The organism is Photobacterium marinum, assembly GCF_000331515.1.
Taxonomy (GTDB): Bacteria; Pseudomonadota; Gammaproteobacteria; order Enterobacterales; family Vibrionaceae; genus Photobacterium; species Photobacterium marinum.
The window spans coordinates 341,583-365,768 of sequence record NZ_AMZO01000006.1 but is presented as its reverse complement, the minus strand read 5'-3'; the positions used below and the strand labels follow the sequence as shown (position 1 = coordinate 365,768).

22 protein-coding genes are annotated in these 24,186 nt (G+C 46.4%); 11 read left to right on the top strand and 11 right to left on the bottom strand.

Features of this window, described 5'->3' with window-relative positions; translation table 11 throughout:
• Positions 1–23: 23 nt before the first annotated feature.
• From C942_RS06135 to dsdC, 6 genes are all read right to left on the bottom strand, one after another.
• Entirely contained in the window at positions 24–206 is a 183-nt protein-coding gene (locus C942_RS06135) for a hypothetical protein (protein ID WP_007463665.1), read from the bottom strand.
• An 88-nt stretch (positions 207–294) separates the two neighbouring features.
• Positions 295–591 (bottom strand): DUF503 domain-containing protein, encoded by a 297-nt coding sequence (locus C942_RS06130; protein WP_036798903.1) that lies wholly within the window; start codon positions 589–591, stop codon positions 295–297.
• A 99-nt stretch (positions 592–690) separates the two neighbouring features.
• Positions 691–1,371: a Crp/Fnr family transcriptional regulator gene (locus C942_RS06125; protein WP_007463663.1), complete on the bottom strand. Its 681-nt coding sequence runs from the start codon at positions 1,369–1,371 to the stop codon at positions 691–693.
• A gap of 158 nt (positions 1,372–1,529) precedes the next feature.
• Positions 1,530–2,261, bottom strand: a complete 732-nt coding sequence (locus C942_RS06120) for a nucleoside phosphorylase (protein WP_036799098.1) — start codon at positions 2,259–2,261, stop codon at positions 1,530–1,532.
• Between the two features lie 11 nt (positions 2,262–2,272).
• Entirely contained in the window at positions 2,273–3,025 is a 753-nt protein-coding gene (pnuC, locus tag C942_RS06115; RefSeq protein ID WP_007463659.1) for a nicotinamide riboside transporter PnuC, read from the bottom strand.
• Positions 3,026–3,172: 147 nt separating this feature from the next.
• Entirely contained in the window at positions 3,173–4,114 is a 942-nt protein-coding gene (gene dsdC, locus C942_RS06110) for a DNA-binding transcriptional regulator DsdC (RefSeq protein ID WP_036798901.1), read from the bottom strand.
• A gap of 254 nt (positions 4,115–4,368) precedes the next feature.
• Here dsdC and dsdX point away from each other — a divergent pair, with 254 nt between their 5' ends.
• Both dsdX and dsdA read left to right on the top strand, forming a co-directional pair.
• Positions 4,369–5,706, top strand: coding sequence for a D-serine transporter DsdX (dsdX, locus tag C942_RS06105; protein WP_007463656.1), 1,338 nt, complete (start codon positions 4,369–4,371; stop codon positions 5,704–5,706).
• Between the two features lie 19 nt (positions 5,707–5,725).
• Complete coding sequence (gene dsdA, locus C942_RS06100; RefSeq protein ID WP_007463654.1) at positions 5,726–7,054, top strand: D-serine ammonia-lyase; 1,329 nt, start codon at positions 5,726–5,728, stop codon at positions 7,052–7,054.
• Positions 7,055–7,146: 92 nt separating this feature from the next.
• Here the strand turns inward: dsdA and C942_RS06095 are convergent, their stop codons facing one another.
• Positions 7,147–7,638, bottom strand: coding sequence for a hypothetical protein (locus tag C942_RS06095; protein WP_007463652.1), 492 nt, complete (start codon positions 7,636–7,638; stop codon positions 7,147–7,149).
• A gap of 377 nt (positions 7,639–8,015) precedes the next feature.
• Between C942_RS06095 and C942_RS06090 the strand changes: the two genes are divergently transcribed.
• Positions 8,016–9,206, top strand: coding sequence for a DUF3103 family protein (locus C942_RS06090; protein WP_007463650.1), 1,191 nt, complete (start codon positions 8,016–8,018; stop codon positions 9,204–9,206).
• A 99-nt stretch (positions 9,207–9,305) separates the two neighbouring features.
• On the opposite strand, the gene C942_RS06085 is transcribed toward C942_RS06090, so the two are convergent.
• Together C942_RS06085 and C942_RS06080 are read right to left on the bottom strand one after the other, a co-directional pair.
• Positions 9,306–9,836 carry a NapC/NirT family cytochrome c gene (locus tag C942_RS06085; protein ID WP_232428137.1) on the bottom strand — a complete coding sequence of 177 codons (531 nt, stop codon included), beginning with the start codon at positions 9,834–9,836 and terminating at the stop codon, positions 9,306–9,308.
• A gap of 76 nt (positions 9,837–9,912) precedes the next feature.
• Positions 9,913–11,385, bottom strand: a complete 1,473-nt coding sequence (locus tag C942_RS06080) for a multiheme c-type cytochrome (RefSeq protein ID WP_007463646.1) — start codon at positions 11,383–11,385, stop codon at positions 9,913–9,915.
• A 381-nt stretch (positions 11,386–11,766) separates the two neighbouring features.
• Between C942_RS06080 and C942_RS06075 the strand changes: the two genes are divergently transcribed.
• The 6 genes from C942_RS06075 to C942_RS06050 all read left to right on the top strand — a co-directional run bounded on the left by C942_RS06075 (position 11,767) and on the right by C942_RS06050 (position 20,229).
• Complete coding sequence (locus C942_RS06075; RefSeq protein ID WP_007463644.1) at positions 11,767–12,300, top strand: hypothetical protein; 534 nt, start codon at positions 11,767–11,769, stop codon at positions 12,298–12,300.
• Position 12,301: 1 nt separating this feature from the next.
• On the top strand, positions 12,302–14,533 hold the full coding sequence (gene bcsA, locus C942_RS06070) for a UDP-forming cellulose synthase catalytic subunit (RefSeq protein ID WP_007463642.1): 2,232 nt from the start codon (positions 12,302–12,304) through the stop codon (positions 14,531–14,533).
• Positions 14,530–16,590 (top strand): cellulose biosynthesis cyclic di-GMP-binding regulatory protein BcsB, encoded by a 2,061-nt coding sequence (locus C942_RS06065; protein ID WP_007463640.1) that lies wholly within the window; start codon positions 14,530–14,532, stop codon positions 16,588–16,590. Before bcsA ends, C942_RS06065 begins: the two co-directional genes overlap by 4 nt.
• Positions 16,587–17,627 (top strand): glycosyl hydrolase family 8, encoded by a 1,041-nt coding sequence (locus C942_RS06060; RefSeq protein WP_007463638.1) that lies wholly within the window; start codon positions 16,587–16,589, stop codon positions 17,625–17,627. Before C942_RS06065 ends, C942_RS06060 begins: the two co-directional genes overlap by 4 nt.
• The gene (locus C942_RS06055) at positions 17,624–19,084 is read left to right on the top strand and encodes a hypothetical protein (RefSeq protein WP_007463636.1); all 1,461 of its coding nucleotides are present in this window, start codon (positions 17,624–17,626) and stop codon (positions 19,082–19,084) included. Before C942_RS06060 ends, C942_RS06055 begins: the two co-directional genes overlap by 4 nt.
• Before the next feature lie 197 nt (positions 19,085–19,281).
• Complete coding sequence (locus tag C942_RS06050) at positions 19,282–20,229, top strand: universal stress protein (RefSeq protein ID WP_007463634.1); 948 nt, start codon at positions 19,282–19,284, stop codon at positions 20,227–20,229.
• A 66-nt stretch (positions 20,230–20,295) separates the two neighbouring features.
• On the opposite strand, the gene C942_RS06045 is transcribed toward C942_RS06050, so the two are convergent.
• A complete protein-coding gene (locus C942_RS06045) occupies positions 20,296–21,204 on the bottom strand; it encodes an aldo/keto reductase (protein WP_007463632.1) in 909 nt (302 codons plus the stop codon).
• Positions 21,205–21,308: 104 nt separating this feature from the next.
• Between C942_RS06045 and C942_RS06040 the strand changes: the two genes are divergently transcribed.
• A complete protein-coding gene (locus C942_RS06040; RefSeq protein ID WP_007463630.1) occupies positions 21,309–21,728 on the top strand; it encodes a helix-turn-helix domain-containing protein in 420 nt (139 codons plus the stop codon).
• Positions 21,729–21,801: 73 nt separating this feature from the next.
• Here C942_RS06040 and C942_RS06035 read toward each other — a convergent pair whose 3' ends face one another.
• Positions 21,802–22,356 carry a 3'-5' exonuclease gene (locus C942_RS06035; protein WP_007463628.1) on the bottom strand — a complete coding sequence of 185 codons (555 nt, stop codon included), beginning with the start codon at positions 22,354–22,356 and terminating at the stop codon, positions 21,802–21,804.
• 168 nt (positions 22,357–22,524) lie between these two features.
• Between C942_RS06035 and C942_RS25005 the strand changes: the two genes are divergently transcribed.
• Positions 22,525–22,860 (top strand): hypothetical protein, encoded by a 336-nt coding sequence (locus C942_RS25005; RefSeq protein ID WP_157372568.1) that lies wholly within the window; start codon positions 22,525–22,527, stop codon positions 22,858–22,860.
• Positions 22,861–24,186 lie beyond the last annotated feature (1,326 nt).

The window sequence follows — 24,186 nt, the reverse complement described above, 5'->3', positions numbered from 1 at the left end:
ACGTTGAGAGCTTTAAGCTCTTTTTATTCTTTACCCAAACCAACCATTGGTGAACCGTCATCACCGTAGCTGAGTTCACTCTTCACGACTTCGCCCTGAAATTCCACATGGGTATAACCGCCCTGCGCGTATTTTTTCGCTGCCGCCGGAGTCAGCCAGTCACCGTAACCGCAAACATCTGCCCATCCAATTTGCATCACTTTCATAATCATTCCTTATTATGTGAATTGTATGATAAACCATTCACACTAAGTATAGTTCTCGCCAAAGCCCGATATTCTACAAAGCTCACAATTATAACCAATCCTGAAAAACGTCTGAAATTTCTATATTTGCGTTTTCCAATAACAGGCTTCGAATACAGGTTGTATCCCGTACCAACTGCTTTTTTTCCGCGCCAACTAGACTGATTGCCAACACGCTTCGCTGCCATTTATCGCGATACCCGACCTCTGCCACAGAAGCGTTAAACCTGTGTCTGATCTTCTGTATCAGACTCTGTATCTCACGCCGCTTTTCTTTAAGAGACTGAGCCGAAGGGATCACCAGTTCCACTGTAAGGACTGTAATAAAGAAGGACTGTTCACTCATAAACTAAGCATATATCACCGTCCATCAAAACGACTTACACCTCATACACTGACTGATAATGAAGGGAATCATCTACTCCAGACAGTCTTAGCTAGGTCATTACTCAAACTGATCAATAAAGGCTTTAAGATTGTCCATCTCAACAATCCGGATCTCATTACCCTGCTTTTCAATCAATCCTTTATCAACCAATTCTTTGACCGCACGGCGGTACACTCTGCTTGAAGTACCGAAACGTTCAGCCTCCTGCCCGGCTTTACCGAATGAGCCCAGCATGACTTGCTCCTGGTTTCGGTGCCACAGGTCATAAGCAATATTGTAAGTGATGGGATGCAGCAAACGATAAGTGTAGATATCCAGCGAATCCTGATAGTCATAAGCCAGCGCGCTGGCAAAAAACAAGGTAAATTCAGGCCGTTCAAGTAACAAATCTGCGACTGCTTTCAGGCAGATGACGTCGACTTCGATCTGCTCTTCGGCAACCACATTCCACTGGCAAAACGTATCATTAAAGAACTCCATCTCACCGAAGATATGGTGATCACAGTCGACCTCTCCCAGTTGAAAACGACGCCCGTTAACAGCCGAGATATTCATTGATACCCGACCCACGGAGACCAGATAAAGATGGTCAACCACCTGCCCCTGACGCAATATTTCTTCTCCGGCCTGAAAGAACTTGCTGTGAAGCTGACACTGATAAAACGCCTGACGAAATTCTTCATACAAGGCATTAAGATGCGCAGTGAACCGGCCGGTCTGATAAGGTTTTAATTGCATAAAAGAGTCAATAGCAGTCTGGTAAGTGGCAAATCCTAGCTAAACACTGCTCGCAGAACAACATCCAGCAATAAACAGAAGTCACAAATAGTACAAAGCCCGGCCAAAGCCGGGCTTAGATACAAGTAAAACAGTACTTATACTGCTATCAAATATTGCTACGGTTGAATACAAAGAGCATGAAGCGCCGCTTTGGCCGCAGTGATCTCACCCTGCATCATGACATCATCTGCATTGACGTACTGGTTAACACCGTCCTGAACATCCTGCTGGTACAGCACAACGTTATTCAGCACCGATGCCACTTTAACGCCACGCAACTTACCGACAGTCAGCAGCGCAGAAGTTTCCATATCGGCACCCAGTACACCTTTCTTATTCCAGTACTGACAGAGCTGATCTTCTTCATCGGTATAGAAGCTATCATGAGAGCGAACAATACCGTAGTGAGCCGGATAATTGTGCTCATTCAGGTAAGCTTCCATACCAGCCACCAGCTGATGATTCGCTACCGCAGGGAAAGCTGTTTCAACATAAGCTTTCGAGCCGCCCTCATCGCGCACTGCCGCCTCAGCTACAATTAGCTCACCCAGAGCAACTTCTGCCTGAAGTGCACCGGCAGAGCCGACACGTACCATGTATTTAGCACCACACTGTGCCAGTTCTTCCAAGGCAATGATCGCCGATGGTGAACCGATACCGGTACTGCAAACAGTGATTTCCTTGTCGTGGAAGCGGCCGCGCATTACACGGTATTCACGGTTATCAGCTAAAAGCTCAGGTTGTTCCAGCAGAGCAGCAATGCGGTTTACACGATCAGGCTCACCACAAACAATCACTCGCTCCGTAACTTGTTCAGCACTGACCGCAATGTGAGGCTGCTTGTTCATACCGTCACCACTCATGCTGTTACCTCTTCAGCAGTTACGTCAGCCTGGCTCTGCTTTGCTTTGTTGCTCTTGGCTGTGTTCATCCACTGACGTGTACCGTTAGCAGCAATGAACAGCAGAATTGCATACTCGATAGAAAGCGCATACACGCCCTGCGCAGCATAAACACCGACACTGATTACATTAATAACAACCCAAAGAATCCAGTTTTCTACATATTTACGGGTCATCAGGATCTGAGCAACCACAGACAATACCGTCATTGTTGAATCCCAGAACGGGAATGCATCCGGTTCAAGTGCAGGGCTTGCCAGCTCGGCTCCGAACATATTCAGACCATCAACGGCAATATTCGCCAGAGCAAAGAAGAACGGGTCGATGTAGATTGTCATCAGGCCGATTGCCAACACACTGACAGCAGCGGTGAACGCCAGCTTCTGCTTATTTAGCCAGCGCACTTCAAGCATATCGCCCGAGTCCGATGTCGGCCGTGTCCAGGCGTACCAGCCATAAACGTTAGCGCAGAAGAAGAACAGCTGCAGCAACAGCAGACCGTACAGCTGGATCTGGAAGAAGATCACAGCAAACAGCGTGACGTTAATCAGGCCGAACAGATAGTTAATTGTTTTTTCCTGGCTGGCATACCAGATACACAGTAAGCCAAACGCAGTACCGATAGCCTCGATCCACGACATTGCGTAACCGTCGCCGATCGGAATATTTACCAGGGTGTTGTTGATATCAAACCAAGCTGCAAAGTCCATCCCGTTGTCCTTTTCTTGTAGTTGTTGACATGATTGCCAGAAGTTGCAGCCATTGTAAGAAAAGCCACAAGGCACCAATGAGGACATTTGTCCCATCAGATTTGGCGACGGTCATAGTTTAAGGATTAATGTTCACTTTATTACTAATCAGCAAGCACCTGACATGTCCCTGAGCCACTCAACAAACACTTTCACCCTCGGGTTATAGTCCCGGTTTGGTGTGACCAGATAGTAATTATGCTGGCAATCTATCTCCAGCTCAGGGAAAGGCTTCACCAACTCCCCGCTCTGTAGCCGCTTACCGATCAATGTGCTTCGCCCCATAGCAACACCTGCATGATGAATAGCAGCTACGATAGACAGATCTGAACGATCAAACCCGATCCCGGCATGGCATTCCATGTTCTCCAGTCCGAATGCTCTGAACCAGAACTGCCATTCGTCAAAACCAGAGCGATAATCCCATGCCTGCTTATCGTGCAGCAAAGTGCAATTTTGCAGTGCGGAAGGGTTATCAAACAACTCATGCTGCTCGGCATATTCTCGGCTGCATACCGGCACAATGGATTCACTCATCAAAGGCTCACAATTCAGACCTTCCGGAGGCTGGTTATCGTAGTAAATCGCGAGATCGATATTGTAGTTACTAAAGTTGATGTTCTCGTTCCCAGTCAGTATATCCAGGGTGATCGAGGGATGGCGACGATGAAAATCAGCCAGCTTGGGTACCAACCAGCATTGAGCTATAGAAGGACGGGAATACACCGTCAAAGCACCGGAGATCTCATTGTTGCGGATCTCAGCAACTTCCTGATTGATCAATGCCAGCGATGACTGCAATGCGGTGTAAATCCGTTCTCCTTCACTAGTCAGCTTTATTCGACGATGAAAGCGTTCAAACAGCTTAAAACCGAGCTCCTCTTCAAGCCCGGCGATCCTATGGCTGATAGCGCTTGGACTTAATGACAACTCTTCTGCCGCCATTGAAAAAGAAAGGTAGCGAGCCGCAACTTCAAAGGTATGCAACTTAGATAATTGGTAGCCGTTTAACAGCATATTTCCTGTTAAAGGGAGGTTTTTCGTATACATGGTATTAACAATCAGGCCCTGTTAAGTGGCACTAACAGTACGTCCTACATCAATCTCTGTCGCGGTTTCATATTTATTTGTGTGAAGCATATCGTCACAAACACCCCATTTTTGAATCTCATCACCTTTTTGTATGAACTGAGCTCAACCAAGAGCTGAATATTGATCGTTTGTCAGTCATTTACCCGCCGGATTTAATAGCAACCGAAACAAGAGCCAGAAACAAAAGCTACAAGACAGACAAGGACAAGTATATGTACTCAGACATGTGGATATTCGGCACATTAATCAGCTCGATTGCATTAATTGTGTTCACCATAATCAAACTCAAAATTCACCCTTTCCTGGCGTTACTCTTCTCCAGTTTTTTTGTCGGCAGTGTGATGGGAATGAACCCCGTCGAAATGATCAATGCTGTTGAAAGCGGAGTTGGCGGTACGTTGGGCTTCCTTGCCATCGTTATTGGTCTCGGGACTATCCTGGGTAAAATGATGGAAATCTCCGGTGCCGCCGAACGGATCGGTATTGCCCTGCAGCGCCTTCCTTATGTATCGGCAGATGTGGTCATGGTGCTGATAGGCCTGGTTTGCGGTATCACCCTTTTTGTTGAAGTCGGTGTGGTTCTGCTGATCCCTCTTGCTTTCTCTATCGCCAAGAAAACCAATACCTCACTACTGAAGCTGGCAATCCCACTGGGAACCGCACTAATGACGGTTCACTGCATCATGCCTCCGCACCCTGCTGCGCTGTATGTCACCAATGCCCTGGGGGCTGATGTAGGTACAGTTATCCTTTACGGCTTCCTGCTTGGCCTGCCAACCGCACTGATTGGCGGCCCACTGTTTCTCAAGTTTGTCGGTAACCGCCTGCCGTTTACTGAAGTTCCGGCCGAACTGGCATCAAACAACGAAATCGACGAAAAAGATCTACCGTCGCTGGGTGCAACCCTGTTCACCATTTTGCTGCCTATTGCACTGATGCTGCTGAAAACCGGTGCAGAACTACGACTGGAAGAAGGCACTACGCTGTATACAGTTATCGAATTTATCGGTAACCCAATTACTGCGATGTTCATTGCCGCGCTGAACGCCTATTACCTATTGGGCCTGAAGCAAAATATGAAGATGACTCAGTTGCTGGATAAAACTGAAAACTGTTTCTCATCAATTGCCAATATCCTGCTGATCATCGGCGCGGGCGGTGCGTTTAACGGCGTGCTGAATGCAAGCGGACTGGGTGATGGCCTGGCAACTATTCTGGCGGGCTGGCACATGCATCCGATTCTTTTGGCATGGCTGGTTGCCCTGGTAATGCACGCAGCAGTCGGTTCAGCCACAGTAGCCATGATGGGCTCAACTGCCATCGTGTCACCAATGCTGGCTCTGTACCCGGACGTATCCCCGGAAATTATTACTCTTGCCATCGGCTCCGGTGCAATTGGCTGTACAATCGTGACTGATTCGCTGTTCTGGCTGGTCAAACAGTATTCCGGAGCGAGCCTGAATGACACGTTCAAATATTACACAACAGCAACCGCCATCGCCTCCGTTATCGCTCTGGGCGGAACATTCCTGCTGTCTTACATCATCTGATTAGAAAAAGAGAAATACTGTGAATAAAGAACAAATCGCCAAACTCATCGAACAATACCCCCTGGTTCAACAGCTGATCGATTTAAAAGAGCTGGTATGGTTTAACCCGAACATCACCACACTCGAAGAAGGTCTGCCATATGTCGGCCTGACGGCTGAGGATATTAAAGATGCCAGTGACCGTCTGAAGCGTTTCGCACCTTACCTGTGCAAAGCATTCCCGGAAACGGCGGTATCAAAAGGGATCATTGAATCTGAAATCCAGCCAATCCCGACCATGCAGGCAGAGCTAGGTGCTCGTTACAACACAGATATCAAAGGCAAAATGCTGCTGAAAAAAGACAGCCACCTGCCAATTTCAGGCTCAATTAAAGCTCGTGGCGGGATCTACGAAGTGCTCAAACATGCTGAAAAACTGGCGCTGGATGCCGGCCTGCTGTCTGAAGACGACAACTATGAAAAGCTGAGCTCAGACGAATTTAAACAGTTCTTCAGCCAGTACAGTATCGCTGTCGGCTCAACCGGTAACCTTGGCATGTCGATTGGCATCATGAGCGCCAAGCTGGGCTTTAACGTCAGTGTTCACATGTCGGCCGATGCCCGTGAGTGGAAGAAAAACAAACTACGCTCCCACGGCGTTAACGTCATTGAATACCAGTCGGACTATGGTGTCGCCGTTGAGAAAGGCCGCGAGGAAGCTGCTCACGATCCTATGTGCTTCTTTATCGATGATGAAAACTCGAAGAACCTGTTCCTGGGCTATTCCGTTGCCGGAGAGCGACTGAAAAAGCAATTTGCTGATATGAACATCACAGTCGACAATGACAACCCACTGTTTGTTTACCTGCCTTGCGGTGTCGGCGGTGGTCCGGGCGGTGTGGCCTTTGGCCTAAAACTGGCTTTTGGTGATAACGTTCATTGTATCTTTGCCGAACCGACACATTCACCTTGCATGATGCTGGGTGTGTACACTGGCCTGCACGATAAGATTGCGGTACAGGATCTGGGTATCGACAACATTACCGCTGCTGACGGTCTGGCAGTAGGACGAGCTTCCGGTTTTGTCGGCCGGGCAATGGAGCGTCTGCTGGACGGTTATTACTCTATTGAAGATCAGGAAATGTACAACCTGCTGGGGCTGCTGAGCAAAACTGAAGATGTTCAGCTTGAGCCGTCAGCACTGGCCGGAATGGTTGGCGCGGTACATGTTGAACAAAACAGCGAATACCTTACACGCATGGATCTGACACCAGAGAAATTGCGAAATGCCACGCACCTGGTTTGGGCTACCGGGGGCGGCATGGTTCCGGCGGCCGAGATGGAGAAATACCTGGCAACAGCCGAGTAAATCATCGGTTAATTCCCTAAATCGATTCCGTTCAAAACTAAAAAAGGCTGCAAAAATGCAGCCTTTTCAATGAAATAAATCAAATTGTTCTGTTATATAAATCTGGCCGGGCTCAACGCAAAAATCATTACACCGAACATACTGACAAGAATAACCGACGTCGATATTGCACATGTCAGTGCCGGCTTTATTCTCATTACACGACGCTCTAATTCACCGTGATAACCATTAAATAACTGCCAGCTAATAAATACCGCCAGTAAGAACATACAGCTAAAAGCACCAAACTTTTCACCGGCGATGAAAAAATTAAAACCGGAAGCTATAAAGTTATATATTAATACCGAAAACCAACATACCGCTTCCACTGCAAGGCGCTTGAAGGTGAACTTCACCCGGGAGAACAGATAAAAGTAAATCAGTACGCCCTGTGAAATCAGCACCAGCGGTATAGATACAGTATCGAAGGCATATGGAAAATCCAATATGGCGCCTAAGATAATATAAATAACCGGAGTGACCAGCAGGCCCATAATGATTGCAGTGAGTAACCTTGCACTCCATTCATTGATTAGCGTCTTCATATCATTAACTGTATCAGTGGAAAGTAATATTAAGGACAATAGCATGACAGACTGTAGCTATTAGTTAATTACAGCCGTATTTTTTTAGGATCAAAATCGCAAAAAATAAAATACCAATCGATTAGAATAATAGCAAGTGTGACATTCCTTCATATTCTCCCACCATTTAATATCAGTCAGATAGCTCACCAATTGCCGCTATTTTATAAATAAGTACCGCTTTTATTATTTCCGATTAGCCCACCTGTTATTACTGAACAAGCATCACAAGACGCAGAAGTATTCGTTGTACAAATACAACCCCGGTGAGATAAATATTACAAATGCAAAAAGTTGCTATGCATTGATTTAATATTAATAACAATAAGGATTTAGGTATGAATAAAATTCTACCTCTGGCAGTGGCGATGGGAATGCTTGCGGTTCCTTGTGCTCAGGCCGCCCCGGAAACAGCTGTTAATACTTCATTTGATAACACAAGCTACAGCACTCATTCTTCTCAATTTTCTACTGCTGAAGCCAAACGGGACCTCGCTTATAAACTCAGCGGTCAATACAAACAGTTGGCACCATTACTGCACCAACAAATCGACCAGTATCAGTTAAATGCGCCACTGAAAACCCTGAAGCGCAGCAAGCGCTCTGCAGCCTTCGCCCGCAACATGATGGAAACTGACATGGTGCTGCGGGACAAAAAAGGCATCACAGATTACACCAATGAAATCATGGAACTGCGCCTGGCAGATCCTCAGATGCTAGCTCGCTGGCAGGCTGGTCAGTCACCACTGTTTGCCTGGGAACCGGACGGCAATGATGAAGACTGGCAATACATCGAAGCCTACGACGTTGATGGTAATATTCACCTGCTAGATGTTTACGAAGCACCGGATCGTCCGGTACTGGTTGTCGACACTAACAGCCGTGAAGAACTTAAAGCCGGTATCAAAGCCATGAATGACGAAATCAAGCGTCTTCAGGGCGAACAACCAGAAGCAGCTCCTGCACCACGTGCGATGGCAATGACCATGGATGCAGCAACACCTTCAATCTCAACGACTGTACTTAAGAAGATCCGCCTGAAAGATGATCACGAGCCATGGATCTCAGGCAAAGCGGAAATTTATGCCATCGTTACCGGTGTGAATCCAAGCCGTGACGAACCAGTACTTGATATTGTCGACATGCCTTATCTTGATTACAGCGAAACCGACTACAGCCCAGAACAAATCATGATTTACTGGGATCGCTACCGCTGGTCTGCGGCAGATGTACTGCTAATGGAAAAAGACGACGGCACTAACTACAAAGAGCTGGCCAGCACCCTGTTGGATGTTGCTAAAGCAGCACTGAGTGCTTACCCGGATCCTGAAGTAAAAGCCTATGCCATCATTCCTGAGCTGACTAACAAGGTACTTGCAGCAATCCCAGATAGCTGGATGACCAACGATGACGACTTTGTTGATGTTTACTACACCATTCGTCAGGGTAAACGCTATAAAGATCGTCAGGGTGCCAACAACAATGCACAGGCAACGTTCGCACCGCTGACCATTGATCCTACTAAATAAAACCCTTTTTCATTGTCACACCGATCGTGTGACATATTGAAAATGACATAAAAGAAAAGACGCTACTTCAGGTAGCGTCTTTTTGTATTACCACACTGATCACTCGATCGTGATCCGTTTATGAGCAATGCCGGTATGGCAGTTGATACAGGTCTCCCCGCGGCTTTCCATCAGCTCATGGTTCAGGCGAGCCCGCTGCGGCTGGCGACTTAAGTCGAAATTATCACCGACGTGACAAGTCCGGCAGGCTTCCGAGTCATTCGCCACCATGTCGTCCCACACCATTTTTGCCAGTCGCGGACGATGCTGTTCGAAATTCTCCTTGGTTATCGTTCCTTTGAACATATGATAGATATCTGCTGTAGCCGCAATCTTCACTTTCATCTTATCGACAAAGCCCTGGGGCACATGGCAGTCTGCGCAAGTAGCCAATACCTCATCATCACTGATGTAGTGCGGCGAAGCCTTGTATTCCTGGACAATGGTATCCATGGCCAGGTGGCAACTGAAACAGAATGAATTTTGATTGGACGCAACCATCACACCCTGAAATGCTCCCACCATCAACACCGCCACGAAGACCCCGATCGGGATCCCCCATAACAGTGGCTTCTTCAGCCATCGCCACAAGCGTTGCGTCCGAGATAATTTTTCTCCCATAGTTCCTCACTCAGGAGTCAGGCCGGTTTCCCGGCCTCCCCGGATATCATTCCTTACTTTCGCTCAAATAGCGGGCCTTGAATTCAGCCTGAGCTTTCTTACGGGCTTCTTTCACCGACTCAGGCTCTTTACCGGTAAACCAGGCATGTTCAGGCCTGTCGAGAATTTCCTGCAGCACCTTACGGGCACGCTCTGCTCCCTCTTTATTGCCTTTATGCTCTGCTTTTTCCACCAGCTCCAGGTACTGAGGCACCATTTCGATATAGAAGCGTTCAGCAACTTCATACATACCATGCCACTGGACATAATCCGGCGCCTGCATGGCTGCACCGTGGCGGGCCCGACGGCCTTCATGGTGCCAGAGATAGAACCAGGTCCATTCAATCTCTTCATCAAAACCGGTTTCAGTGATCATGCCCTCTTTGCTCAGGGTGGTCATCAGTGCCTTACCCGGACGGGCAAACTTATCGTTGTAGAGCTCAACCAATGAATCAAACTGGATATAAAAACTGTCGATCATTGACTTGGTATGACAGGCCTGACATACATTGCGCATATCTTTACGGCGATCCTGCCAGCTTTTTGTCTTTTTACCCATGGCGATATCTTTGGCGTCAATTTTCTCAGAGATAGCCGGGCGCAGAGTCCATGAAATCCGATCCCCCACATCATGGGTTACCGGCAGCTCACGGGTTGCTGACATATGACAGGTTGCACAGGTAGGAGCGGCATCGTAATCCTCACCGACGATCCACTTCGCTGAATCCATGTTCATCCGATCAACATGGGCATAGAAATTAATGCCATGCTTCGATTCTTCATAGATTTCTTTTTGCGGATGGTCTGGTCCAAGATGACATTTACCACAAGCTTCAGGACGGCGAGCCTGCACCATATCGAATTCATGCCGCTGGTGACAGGCGCTACAGGCACCAACAGAACCGTCAGGGTTAATCCGGCCAATACCGGTATTTGGCCAGGTGGTCGGATCCAAATCACCGTTTTCCATCACTTTGACCTCTGAACCGTGGCACTGCCAGCAACCGTTAACCGCTGCCGGTGACTCTCCATTCAGGGTTAAAGCCCCTTCTACCACCTCCGCAAGAAAATTATCCAGTGAACCGATAATCTGCCCGGCTTTGGCGTGGTGGCTCTTGGCAAACTCATCCACTTCCTGATTGTGGCACTGACCACAATCCTTCGGCGAAACGATTACTGCAATATGATGGCCTTCGTGTTTAATTGCATCTTTATCGCCAGGATCAGCTTTGTGGCATTCATAACACCCGACGTTGGCACCATAATGTTTCGAACGCCCCCATTGGGCGTAGATAGACGGATTATTTTTTTTATGACAGGCTGCACACTCCTTACTTTGTTCACTCAACTGTTTGAATGGTTTCATTATTAACGCTTTGGGCTCAGCATTTACGGTAGCCGACCAGAAAAAACCAACGATCAGCACCATCACCGACAGGATCCAAAGCCAGTATCGTATAGCCAACTTTTCATTGTCCATAACCAACCCTCATCCACGTACATTGCTTTTGTTTATTTGCTTCTTTGCTCCGTTACATGACAGCTAACTATGTAACCCATTATTTTCGTATCAAGCTTAGATGAGGAATTGATACCCATGTTCTGTTTATGGGATTTTTGTCCAAAAAAGAGACCCAGGTTAAATAAACCACATAAAAGTAGAGGCTATATCGAAACTAACCCGCGGTTATCAAGAGCATGTGATTGCAAATAGCAATGTGGCATATGCAATTTCATTTTCATTTTGGAACCGCTCTTGTTCCGGTACTGAGAATTATCCTTACTTTCAGCACACTAGGCTCAATTCTAAGAAGTGGTCGCACTTTTGCTATGTCATTTCCATAGCGACAAGGAGAGTGGCATGGAAAAAATAATATCTATCAGCAAAGCTATCGGCATCTGTACTGGGTTATGTACAGGAATAACCGGGTGCCAATCCACCCAACATACGGTGCATACCTTCAATGACCCGGCCGCAATCCATGGTTATCAGTTGCCGGTTTTTCCTGATGGTGTCGAAATTAAAGCCAGTTACAAACAACAACGTAATCAGCAAGTCTGGTTCTGGTCTGAGTTAGAAAACAACACCTATCACAGTGGTGAAAATGTCATAGTTCAAATTGTGAGTAACACCCCTGTTGAGACTCCACCTTCTTTGTTTTCATTTTCGCTTCCTCAAACACAAGGGGAGAAAACCCACAATGCTATCGGTCCCTACACCCGCTGGGTATCACCGGAAGCTAATGGCGAATCGTGCGTCTATGCCCGCCAATACACCCGCAAAGAAGACAAATGGCTTTCCGTTTTTGCCCAGTACTGCACACCGGAAACTAAACCAGAACACTATGCCTGGTTAGATGCACTTAAGCCCAGCTTCTATCTAGAGGAACTCTGAAATGGAAAAAACAAGTTCAATGAAATGGGTAAAAGTGCTGGCTGTGCTCTGTATTATTGCTGCCATCGGTTTTCTGGCGACACTGAAAGTCACGGTAGAAGCCCATCTATGGCTATCCGGCAGTGCCTTACTGATTGCTTTAGTCGCCATGACGTCAGGTGAAAGAAAACTTCTTCACCTTGTTATGTTGATCACCGGTGCTGTTATTTCCTTACGCTACCTTTGGTGGCGATTTACTGAAACCCTGCCAGTCGAAAGCAGTATGGACATGCCTTTTGCCATCGCGCTACTTGTCACAGAATGCTATGGCATCACCATTTCCTTGCTGGGTATGTTCATTAATGTCAGGAAACGAAACCGAGATGTAGTACCAATTGACACCACACTCCCGGTTCCCACTATTGATGTCTTCATTCCGACCTATGATGAATCTATCAAGGTTGTTTCGCCGACCATCTCTGCCGCGATACAAATGGACTACCCCGGAACAGTCAATGTCTGGGTGCTGGACGATGGCGGAACACAGCAAAAACTCAATGACAATGATCCAGTGAAAGCACAGCAGGCAAAACAAAGAGCTGACAGCCTGAAAGTACTATGCCGCGAACTCGGCGCCAATTACCTGACCCGCCCGGCTAACATCAGCGCCAAAGCAGGTAATATCAATCATGCCCTTGAGCACAGCAATGGTGAATTAATTCTTATCCTGGACGCTGACCATGTGCCATCACGAGACTTCCTGTTAAACACAGTCGGCATGTTCCAACAGCAACCCAAACTTGGATTTGTTCAAACACCGCACTTCTTCGTCACTCCCGGACCGATTGAGCGAAACCTCGGCCTGGAAGACAAAATGCCGTCTGAGAACGAGATGTTCTACAACCGTATTCTGTCAGGGATGGATTTCTGGAATGCTAGCTTCTTCTGCGGTTCCGCCGCTGTAATGCGAAGAACCGCTCTGCTGGATGTCGGAGGGATTGCAACCCGAACCATAACTGAAGACGCTGACACCGCACTGGATATGCATGCCAAAGGTTGGAACAGCGCCTACTTCAACCGTGCGATGATTGCCGGTCTGTCACCAGACACCTTCGGCGCTTATGTCACCCAACGATCACGCTGGGCACAGGGAATGGTACAGATATTCCTGCTCAACAATCCATTGTTCAAACGCGGGTTAAGCTGGCCACAAAAGTTCAGCTACCTGAACTCCACCCTGTTCTGGTTTTTCCCGCTATTCAGAATGATGTACCTGTTAGCTCCACTTTGTTATTTGCTGTTCGATCTGCAAATTTTCGTCGGTAATGCCAATGACTTCCTGGTCTATGCCATACCGCACTTGCTCATCAGTATGTTGGTTACCCAGCACCTGTTCGGGAAAACCCGCCACACCCTGTTTTCAGAGTTCTATGAGACGGTACTTTCAATCTTCCTTTTCATCCCTGTACTCTCAGTTCTCGTCAGCCCGAAAAAGCCCAGCTTTGCAGTCACACCGAAAGGGGAAACCACCGACCATACCCACTTTTCAACCTTAGCTCCGGTGATGTTCGTCCTGTTCGGACTTATAGCTACAGCTGAAGTCTGGGGCATTTACCGGATGATCAACTATCCAATCGAACAGGGACAGCTTGCGGTCGTACTAGGATTCAACACCCTCAACTTGCTGCTTTGCGCAACCAGCCTGGGAGCGGTTCTTGAGAAAATCCAACGCCGTTCTGAGCCCCGTATTCGCTGCGACATACCGGCGCTTTTAACAGCAGGAGAAGAAAAATTGCAGGCTAAAGTTCATGATGCCTCCATTCACGGTGCCCGCATAACAGTCAGCCGCAACATGCCCGCACTGAAACCTGATCAGGCAATCAAGCTGACCTGTTTTATCGACCCAAATCCCGGCAACTCAAACAGCAAACCCAAACTTAAACCACATACCTTTACGATGAAAGTGCGTAATAGTCAGCCAACCACTGAAGGCCTGTCTGTCAGTTGCACACTTCTGAACACAGATAGCAAAGCACTTAGCACCTTCACCGGAATTGTGTTTGCCCACAGTGAACGATGGCTGCAAAGACGAAACTTTGAAGAGTCACAACGCAAAGGGATTTTGGGTTCACTGATGCATTTTTGCCGCGTGGCTACGTCCAGCGTAACGAATGCCCTTGGTGCGATTCACACGCTCAAAACAAAAAAACACCACGCAAACCAACCTCAAGCTGCAAAGGAGCTGAGCTTATGAAACAGTTAATCCTGATATTACTCAGCTTTTTGATTGCCTTTCAGGTGCAAGCGGAAACTATCAAAGTCCCGCTGTCATATCTGCTGCCCGATGATCGTAAACCGGTATTACGCGGGCAGTGGGACAAAATTAGTTTTCCGCTTACGGTATTGGATAACCAACAAGCTGAAAACATCCGTATAGCCCTCACGCTTGAACAGTCCATGAACATGCGCCAGGCAACCCTGTTGCTTCACATTGGCAACAAGCCTCTGGCTACTGTCCAATTTGATTCCAGCCAATCTCAGAAACAAGTGATTGCAGAGCTGACACCTGATCACCTTGTCCAATACGGCAATCAATTAACTATTTCAGTAAACCATTTGCTGCCATCAACTATGGCGGTATCCGAGCAAAAGATCGAAGCCTCAGAAGCCACAACCGAAATTCTTACAGACAAATCCTACTTTGAACTTACATACAGCCCAAAACCTTATGATCCAAACTTGTCCGGCTTCAGCAAACTTATTAAAAGTGGTCAGTTCCACCAGCACCCTATCAGGCTGGAAAGTGCGTCTCCGGGCTACAGTGATGCCTCGCTTTCTGTCGCCAGCTTGCTGGTACAAGGGTGGACACTTCGCAGCCATTCAGACAAATATAAGTTCAGCTATTTTCCGCTCAGTACAGGCTCACCAGTTTCAAAGTCCGATGTACGCCTGATTTACGGCACCCAGACACAACTTCTTTCCATCCCGTCATTACCGGCTCAGTTGCTAAACGAAATTCAAGGTCCATTCCTTGGTATCCACCATGATGTCAAACAGAAAAGCAGAGTACTCATTGTCTCGGGTCGTGATGAAAATGAGCTGCTTCATGCAGCACAACATTTCGCTGCACCGAATTTCGAGTTACCAGCTCAAACCTACACATTAGTCGGGCATTACCAACCGATTCAAAAAGCCAAACTGATCAGTAACCATAAATACCCAATCGAACATTTCACGAACCAGCTGCAATTTGGCGGCACACCATTAACTATACCCCTGATGATACCGGCTAATATTCTGGTCAATAAGGAGGAAACAGCCCAGATAAACCTACTGTTAAACCACCCTCACATCAAACCTGGTGAAGCTGCGATGGTTGTCAGGATCAATGGTGAATACGCCAACAGCACACCGTTACGAACCAGCTACTGGCGTGATTCTCAACACTACCGCCTGACATTTCCGATGAACAAATTACGTCCCGGGCTGAACACACTAAACATTGAGCTTTATGGCCCAGCTCAAAAACATCACCATAAAGAGGGAGTCAGCTTCCATCCCTTTACTGCATCCATCTCTCCGACATCCAATGTAAAGCTCGGTGCCTGGGTGACCTATCTGCCGGCAGACAAAAGACAAACTATGGCGAAAGAGCTACTGGTCATCGCAGCACATAACGGCAGCCGTTCACAACTGACAATAAACTACCCAGAGCCTTCAACGTTATCTGAAATCTGGCAGCTAATCAGCTTTATCAGCCTGAAGGCTCGTGAGCCTATGCCTGGATTACTGCTGACCACGAACCCGACTCAATCCCGACCACTTAATCTCAGTTTTACTGTCGGTGCCTATCAACAACAGGCTACTGTCAATCTAAACGAGGAAGCCGGATACCTGAATCAATTAAGACGCTATTTATTGTCAAAAATGAGTGATGCTGACAGGCCTGAGTCCCCTGTAAATAACGACTTTGTGTCGCCTTTTTTTCAGTTTGAAAACAACACATACAGCCATGCAAACTCTTTAAATTTGTTCGGGCAGCTATCTGCTTTGGATGAATCAGGCTGGAGCCGGATCAGCTTTAACGCTCAATCCAACACGGAAATGAAAAATAAGTTAGACAGCTACCTCAATAAAGATGAAAACGCTAAAAACGGAGCCATACGTCAGGCAGTACCGAATTATCGTGACGACATCCAACTCGCTCGGGCCGGATTCATTTACCACCCTTACCTGCTTCCCTTGCTGATATTCGGGCTGATTATTCCTCTGGCCATTTTTATACAGCGACAATTAGGAAAGAAATCATGAAAAAAGGTTTAGTCCCCCTGATACTCATTGTCTTTTGCTGTATGCCCGTTGATATCGAGGCAGCTGTCACGGCCAAAGTACAAGGCTGTGATACCCGCAGTGATGACAAACTATGGTCATTTTACAAACGGCAGTTTGTCAGTTCCGACGGGCGAGTAGTCGACAACGGCAATGAAAATATCAGCCACAGCGAAAGCCAGGGTTATGGCATGTTAATGGCTGTTTTTTTCAACGATCACTATTCCTTTCGCCAACTCTGGAAATGGACGAAAACCAAGCTGCAAAGACAAAGTGATCCTCTTTTTTCGTGGAAATGGCAACAAAAAACGCCTCATATACCAGATCCGAACAATGCTAGTGACGGTGACATTTTTATTGCCTGGGCCTTACTGAAAGCAGAGCAAAAATGGCCGGGGAATCACTATGCAAAGGAAGCAAAATCCATCATCAGAGAGCTGTCCGACACTCATATCATTAAGGTTGATCAAGAATATGCGCTGTTACCAGCCAGCTATGGCTTTAAACAATCAGAATCCACAATCATCAATCCGGCCTATTGGGTTTACCCGGCTTTCAATGACTTCGCTCTCCACAATCCAGTCTGGGCAAAGCTGAACCAAAGCGGGCAGTCAATTCTGAATAAAAGCCGCTTCGGTGAATATAAGCTGCCGTCAGACTGGCTTGAGTTCAACAACACACAGTGGCACCCGGCAAAGCAGTTTCCCGCCCGATTCAGCTATTCCAGCTACCGTATTCCCCTGTATCTGATCTGGGGGGGATACGATAACGGAGTCAACCGTAATTTCAACTCATGGTTACAGGGTAACAACTCCGCATGGATTAATGTCACTAACAATGATATGGCCAGCTACAACCCTCCGACCGGAGCTCATGCTGTTGCTGCCCTTATCCAACTCAGTCAGCAAACCTACAAATACCGTAGCGCCCTACCTCATCCGGATTTCAAAGACGACTATTACTCAGCCAGCCTAATCCTGTTCTCACACATTGCCTTTCATGAGAGGTACTGCCAATGAAAACCTTCTATTTTGCCCTGCTCGGAGCACTGCCTGCCGTAGCCAGTGAAACACCAAATGACAACTCTAACATTCAAGTACTTGAGCAAGGCGTCACAATAAAAGTACAGTCTGCCAACCGCGGGCATTTTGATGAAACACCAATCTGGCAGATCCTCGAAAAACAAGGCTGGAAAGCCGCTCAACAAGCAGCAAAACACAAGCCTATTTCGGAAAACCTCGCAGGAGAACTGCAATACCAGTCCCAACTGGCGGCACTAAGCTCGGCGATGAAGAAGCGAAACTATCAAACCGCAGGAAACTTATTAAACAAACACCCGAACTGGAGCAACTGTCAGCGAATCCAATGGACCTGGCTTGATCTCAAACATGAAACCCGAACAGGATTTGGCCCTGAGGCTCAAAAGAAATACCAGAACATTGCCAATAACTGCTCGCAATATGGCTTCAGTACAACACAAAAAGTTATGTCGTGGACCGCAAAATCAACCTGGCCCGCTGTTCTGGATCAATATCGCCAAAGCAAGGCGTATAAAGCTTCCGGCTATTCAAGCCTCGCCTATCAGCTTCATCTGGAACAATTGTCAGACAACAGTAACGATCCCAAACTGCAACAGCAGGTAGCAAAGCAAGCCAAGAAGGTTCACTGCCCGCTCGGCTCAGAACTGTTAGGCTGGCAATATCTTGAAAAAGAAGATTACGATGCCGCCCTGTTGTGGTTTGATCGCACTGTGAACTGGTCGCGTAAACCCAGTCAGAAGCAAATTGAAGGAAAACTGCTTAGCCTGAATGGCCTCAACCGAACTGAAGAGTATGATGCCGTCTATAACCAATGGGTGAAACGCTATCCGGGACTGAAAAAGCACACACCAGATGCGCAATCCAAGCAACTGGCAAGCACTTGTGAGTCACAGCCTGTGGCCTGCCTTAAGCTGCTGGAACAGCAAAAAAGCATGACTGCGGAACAACACGCACTTGCAGGCTGGCAATGGTATAAGCTCAAACGTCCGCTCACAGCGAAGCGTGATTTTGAAAAAGCACTTCAGGGGTTAAAAGCAGACACAGAGGAATATGAGAATGCATTGTTCGGTTATTCACTGTCACTAAACCGAGCCGGCTTTCAACAACAGGCAGAAACCTCAGCGGAAAAACTACAACAGCCGGAAAATAAAGCCTTGTTTGCCAAACAGCGCGCCTCTCAGAACATACTGAACGCATACGAGCGACAGGATTATCAGTTCGTCATCGAACAGAGTAAGAATTTCGAGCAACAGTTTGGCCCGGAAATCGGTATGACCGAGATGAAAGGCTGGGCGTACTACAACCAAAAACAAAACACCCGGGCAGTAGAAACCTTCCAACAATTGGTTGACGCCTACCCTTACGATGAAAACTACAAAGAGGCGCTGAAAACAGCGCAATGTGCACAGAAAAAATCCTATAAACAATGTAACTAAAACCAATTACGCAGAGGTCATTCAGGTATCAGAGTATATCTGCGTGACCTCTGGTGTTTAGGGATTAAATCCCTGACAACAGTCTCAAATACACAGTGCAATCTGTCGTTTTCAAAAAAAACTACTATTAATAGTGGTATATAGCTAATTTTCGGCAAAACTTAGTAATAACAATGCCATTCACTGTGGAGATTGACATGTCATATCAACGCCTGCTATTTCCAATCGCCCCAAAGCAGACTGTCAGCACAGCCTTCCACCAGGCCTTTTTGTTCGCCGACAAGCAAAAAGCAACCGTCACACTTTTTACCGTCATAGCCGAACTGACTGAAATGAAAGAGCTCAGTAAGTATTCGGTATCGACACTGAATCTGCTTGATCACGAAACCAACCAATGTGAGCGACAACTGGAAGACTATGTAACGGAACTAAAAAGCCAGTACCCTCATATCACCTTTGAAACCAAAGTAATCGTCGGTATTCCATTTATCGAGATCATCAAAGAGGCAGCCAGCAGCAACACTGATCTGATTGTTATTGATGCTCATAGAGATAACAAAGAAACAGCCTGTAAATGGGGTACGACAACTCGTCACCTGATGCGCAAATCACCAACCCCAATCTGGGCTATCCGTTCATTACCGGACAAAAAAGCGGAAATCAAAAAAGTTGCCGCCTCTATTGATGTGACCGATGCTGAATGCGCCGAACTCAATAAAAGGATCCTTCAGGTTGGCCATGACTTTGCCGCAATCAATAATGCAGCACTCTACCCTTGTCATGCATGGCGACTGGAAAGTGAAGGTTACCTGCGCGAGTGGAACCGCAGTACAGATCTTGAAATCGCAGTTATTGCAAAACAAATGCGCGACGACCGCACTGTCCGAATGGAAGCATTGACAACACCCTATGAAAGTTCAGAAACCCCAATTGAAATCACGTTGCTTGAGGGGAATGCCAAACGAGTACTGCCTGATTACATCAACAGTCATGACATTGACCTTGTCATCATGGGGACGGTATCCCGAACCGGTATCGCCGGCTTCCTGATGGGTAATACCTCAGAATATATGCTGGATAAAATCCAATGCTCGGTTCTTACCCTGAAACCGGAAGAATTTGAGTCGCCGGTACTGAAAAAATAATTAGCTTGTAGAAACAACAAAGGCCTCAGATGAGGCCTTTGTTTTAACATTGAGAAATATTTCCGCCTAAGGCACACCGTGACCTTTAGAAGCACCCCAGACTCGGAACCACTGCTCACGAGTAAGTTCAATATCCAGCGCATTTACCGCAGCCTGCACCCGCTCAATCTTTCCTGAACCAATAATTGGAAGCGGCTTTGACGGCAGACGGCGAACCCAGGCATAAATCACCTGATCAATACTTTCAGCGCCGACTTCCTCACGAATCAACTCCAACTCATTCCTCACCCGAACCTGTTGCTCAGACTGACCGGAAAAAATATCTCCGCCCGCCAGACATGACCACGCCATCGGCTTAATGCGTTTCATCTGCAACAGATCCAGCGTTCCGTCATGGGCCACCTCAAAATTCAGCGGGTTGATCTCAACCTGATTCGTCACCAAAGGCGCGTCAAGGCGAGATTGCAACAAATCAAACTGTGCCGGTGAAAAGTTCGAAACCCCGAAATCATTCACTTTCCCCTGTTGCTTCAGCGTTGCAAACGCCTCAGCCACTTCATCGGCATCCATCAACACATCTGGACGGTGGATCAGTAACACATCAATGTTTTCAACATTCAAACGGGACAGCGAGTTGTTCACCGACTCGATGATATGTTCTTTGCTAGTATCGTAATGATTGATTCTACGCAGCGGGAACGTTGAAGAACACAGCTTGATATCACACTTGGTGACGATCTCAATCTGATCGCGCAAACTCGGCTCTAATGCTAAAGCTTCTCCAAACAGAGCTTCACAATGGTAATCACCATAAATATCGGCGTGATCAACGGTTGTGATCCCCATTTCAATATGCTGCTTTAAGAAAACAAGCCGTTCTGCCGGGGTCATATCCCAATCAGCAAGGCGCCAGTAACCCTGAACTAATTCAGAAAACTGCGGCCCCTTAGGCACTATCTCAACTTTGCTTACCATCTTGGTCAGGCTCCATCTAGCAACTATCGATGGCGATCATCGTAGGCTTGTTAACCTACCGGCGCAATGCTATAACCCAATAGCCTCGAACCGGAGTACGAACTATGTCATTTGCACAACGCCTTAAATCACTAATTGGGGAAGAGAGTATCAGTGGCTTTGCCCGCCGCGTTGATATCAGTGAAGCTCTGCTGCGCAAATACCTCAAAGGCAGCGAACCCAGCCTGAACAAAGCCAACCAGATTGCGATGAAAGCTAACTGCTCGCTTGAATGGCTGGCAACCGGGTGTGGCTACCTGTATCGACAAGCAGAAGTGGTTGACCGAATGGCGCTGAACTCAGCTTATGAGCATGTCAGTGGCCACAAAGCCGATGAGGCAACATCAGAGAAGATGGTAAAGATAGTTTCCGGTTACCAATATCTCAGAACCCATAAGAAAGCAGACGGATATCTGGATATCAGTGGAATGGCAAGCTTCCTGTCACTGGCTCAAAAAGATGAACCCGAAAAAAATAATAGCTAACCATTGGGCGGAAAATAACAAAGCCAGCATCAGTGCTGGCTTTATTGAATGTAGCTAATCTGTCAGAGCAAACTTACTCTTGCGATTCCTCTGACGTCATAAACATGGTTTTGGCAAGACGAGCCAAATTATAGGCATCATCGTAACCCGAGTGCTGGCGACCTTCCCATCCAATACCGGCCATTTCCATTGCTGCACGCTGACCACAACGCTTGTTGTTAACATGACGCTGCAAACGGAACAGAGTCGCCAGATTCAGATACTCTGTAAAAGGAACCTTAATGCCTTTTTCTTCACATTCAGCCTGCAGGATTTGATCATCGCGGCCCCAGGCAGCATAAATCTTATGTCGACCACCGAATTTCTTTTCAATAGATTTAAGAATGGTTGCCAATGGCTTACCGTTTTTCTTAATCACTTCCGGCTTAATGCCTGTCAGCTCGGTACAAAACGGTGAAACTTCATCATGCTCCGGCTTCACAAAATGTTGTGCACGCCGCACTATCTCACCACTGACCAAATCAAGCTCGGCGACTCCGATCTCGATAATTTCACCGGTTCTCGACTCACGACCATCATTCCAACAACACATTTCGAGGTCAAAGCAGACAATACGATTAAAATTCATTACTTTTCCGGGCACAACGCTAAAACTGGGCACGAAGGATACCATTTCGTGACCGGATAGCCAAAGCGGGGGAAGCCGGAAAAACGCGTTCAGGCTGCTGATGACAAGACAACTTGCTGTAATTAGCAGGGCGATAACCATGATTCAGCAAAACGAAAGTCCGGTACTGTGTCATTGAAAACAAGCCAGCGATACAGAGCCGTGGGAAATGCCGATTACCTGAAGCAAAGACTGGTTGATGGCATTAGAAGTTACAAAGACTTTGATGATATTCGGATGACATCTCGCCTCATCGCCAGTAGTGAACTAAGTAGCGAGCGAGAACAACATCACTGGTTTGCATCTGGAGACCAGTGTATAAACCTTAACACTCCATCTCCGCAACGATACGCCCCAGGCAGTGATTCCCCTTTCGCAAATACCCAACTAGGAATTGAAGCGATTTCAGAGCCATTACAGGATGCCGCATATCCAAGCTTTTGCATCTCAGAAAAGTCGATTTAAAACAAACGAACAGAGGAAACTGGGATATCTTTATCCATGAAGATTTCGATGGAAACTCCGTTAAAAACTCCAACTCCATCCGTGATGTGCCGCTTATAGGCGGAGCCTATGGTTTTGACCATCAATCCTTCTTAGCGGAAGTGGTAGAAAAACTCGACAGCGATCTTAAACTTGCTAATACGCGCTTCTACTCAACCCTTTAAAATACGACGTTCATTTTAATTAAGGTGTATTTAACGATGATTTAATTAACGAACATTTCAGCAGAAATTTTAATTACATCGCATACAATCACCATTCAATTAAACATCTACGGATGTGATATAAATCCACACCGTTTTAAAAAGGGAAACTGGATATAAAAACAATAGAAAATGTACACATGATTTCTTATGGCAAATTCTATTGCGTACATCAAAGTTACAAAAATAAAAAACTACAAAGGATTGCACCAATCCCCCTAGCAATGAGAAACACTTAATACCTAAAGCGCCAACAAAATCCCAACATAGCATATCAACAAGAACCATGAAAAGCGCCATCATCAATCATGCTCAAGCACACAAAACACGCCAATAGTTTGACCCTCATTCCAAAATAACACCAAGATCCAAATTATCTCTTGACAAACACACGCCGCACAATGTGACAAGGATCACAAAAGCAACAGAAGGCGACTGTATTTTGACGAATGTACAGACAAATAGCTGACGCTCATCTAGATATGCTAAATGTAATCAGTAATATTTATAACTATCTATACAACAAGAGTGAACAGCCAGTTCACCATTATAAATTCAGCCGTATTTGCGAAGCCTGCTGACAAAAAATTAAAAAAACAATTTGGCTAGAGTTATACCCAAAGAGAATACAATGATATTTAATAGAAAGTGTCCAGCATGTACACATATCACGAACTACACTCAAGTACATAGAACATTTATAGAAAAACATATAACACGTAGAGACTGGGGTAAGCATATTTGTTGCAATTGTAATTCAGTTGTTTACGCTCACAAGAGCAAAAAAGTTCCTTTAGAAGTGAACAAAAGCAAGCATTATGAAATGACTGAATAAAACAATTTATCGATAAATAATTGTAGAATATGGATTACATTACACTTAAAAACCTGCGTTATTTTAAAATAATAAATGATGAACAACTAAAACCTCTTTATCTAGAAGTAAAAAAGAACACAAAAACAGAGCGCTACTTTCCATTAACACTTCAGATGAAATAAACTAAATTATTATTAAACAATGATTGTTTAACCAGATTTATATTTATTGCATGATAATCATCTAGCAAAAAAGTAAAAGGCGAAT

Coding starts and splice junctions, on each gene's coding strand:
- C942_RS06135 (WP_007463665.1), bottom strand. CDS start 206: ATGAAAGTGATGCAAATTGGATGGGCAGATGTTTGCGGTTACGGTGAC.
- C942_RS06130 (WP_036798903.1), bottom strand. CDS start 591: ATGAGTGAACAGTCCTTCTTTATTACAGTCCTTACAGTGGAACTGGTG.
- C942_RS06125 (WP_007463663.1), bottom strand. CDS start 1,371: ATGCAATTAAAACCTTATCAGACCGGCCGGTTCACTGCGCATCTTAAT.
- C942_RS06120 (WP_036799098.1), bottom strand. CDS start 2,261: ATGAACAAGCAGCCTCACATTGCGGTCAGTGCTGAACAAGTTACGGAG.
- pnuC (WP_007463659.1), bottom strand. CDS start 3,025: ATGGACTTTGCAGCTTGGTTTGATATCAACAACACCCTGGTAAATATT.
- dsdC (WP_036798901.1), bottom strand. CDS start 4,114: ATGTATACGAAAAACCTCCCTTTAACAGGAAATATGCTGTTAAACGGC.
- dsdX (WP_007463656.1), top strand. CDS start 4,369: ATGTACTCAGACATGTGGATATTCGGCACATTAATCAGCTCGATTGCA.
- C942_RS06095 (WP_007463652.1), bottom strand. CDS start 7,638: ATGAAGACGCTAATCAATGAATGGAGTGCAAGGTTACTCACTGCAATC.
- C942_RS06090 (WP_007463650.1), top strand. CDS start 8,016: ATGAATAAAATTCTACCTCTGGCAGTGGCGATGGGAATGCTTGCGGTT.
- C942_RS06080 (WP_007463646.1), bottom strand. CDS start 11,385: ATGGACAATGAAAAGTTGGCTATACGATACTGGCTTTGGATCCTGTCG.
- C942_RS06075 (WP_007463644.1), top strand. CDS start 11,767: ATGGAAAAAATAATATCTATCAGCAAAGCTATCGGCATCTGTACTGGG.
- bcsA (WP_007463642.1), top strand. CDS start 12,302: ATGGAAAAAACAAGTTCAATGAAATGGGTAAAAGTGCTGGCTGTGCTC.
- C942_RS06065 (WP_007463640.1), top strand. CDS start 14,530: ATGAAACAGTTAATCCTGATATTACTCAGCTTTTTGATTGCCTTTCAG.
- C942_RS06060 (WP_007463638.1), top strand. CDS start 16,587: ATGAAAAAAGGTTTAGTCCCCCTGATACTCATTGTCTTTTGCTGTATG.
- C942_RS06055 (WP_007463636.1), top strand. CDS start 17,624: ATGAAAACCTTCTATTTTGCCCTGCTCGGAGCACTGCCTGCCGTAGCC.
- C942_RS06050 (WP_007463634.1), top strand. CDS start 19,282: ATGTCATATCAACGCCTGCTATTTCCAATCGCCCCAAAGCAGACTGTC.
- C942_RS06045 (WP_007463632.1), bottom strand. CDS start 21,204: ATGGTAAGCAAAGTTGAGATAGTGCCTAAGGGGCCGCAGTTTTCTGAA.
- C942_RS06040 (WP_007463630.1), top strand. CDS start 21,309: ATGTCATTTGCACAACGCCTTAAATCACTAATTGGGGAAGAGAGTATC.
- C942_RS06035 (WP_007463628.1), bottom strand. CDS start 22,356: ATGAATTTTAATCGTATTGTCTGCTTTGACCTCGAAATGTGTTGTTGG.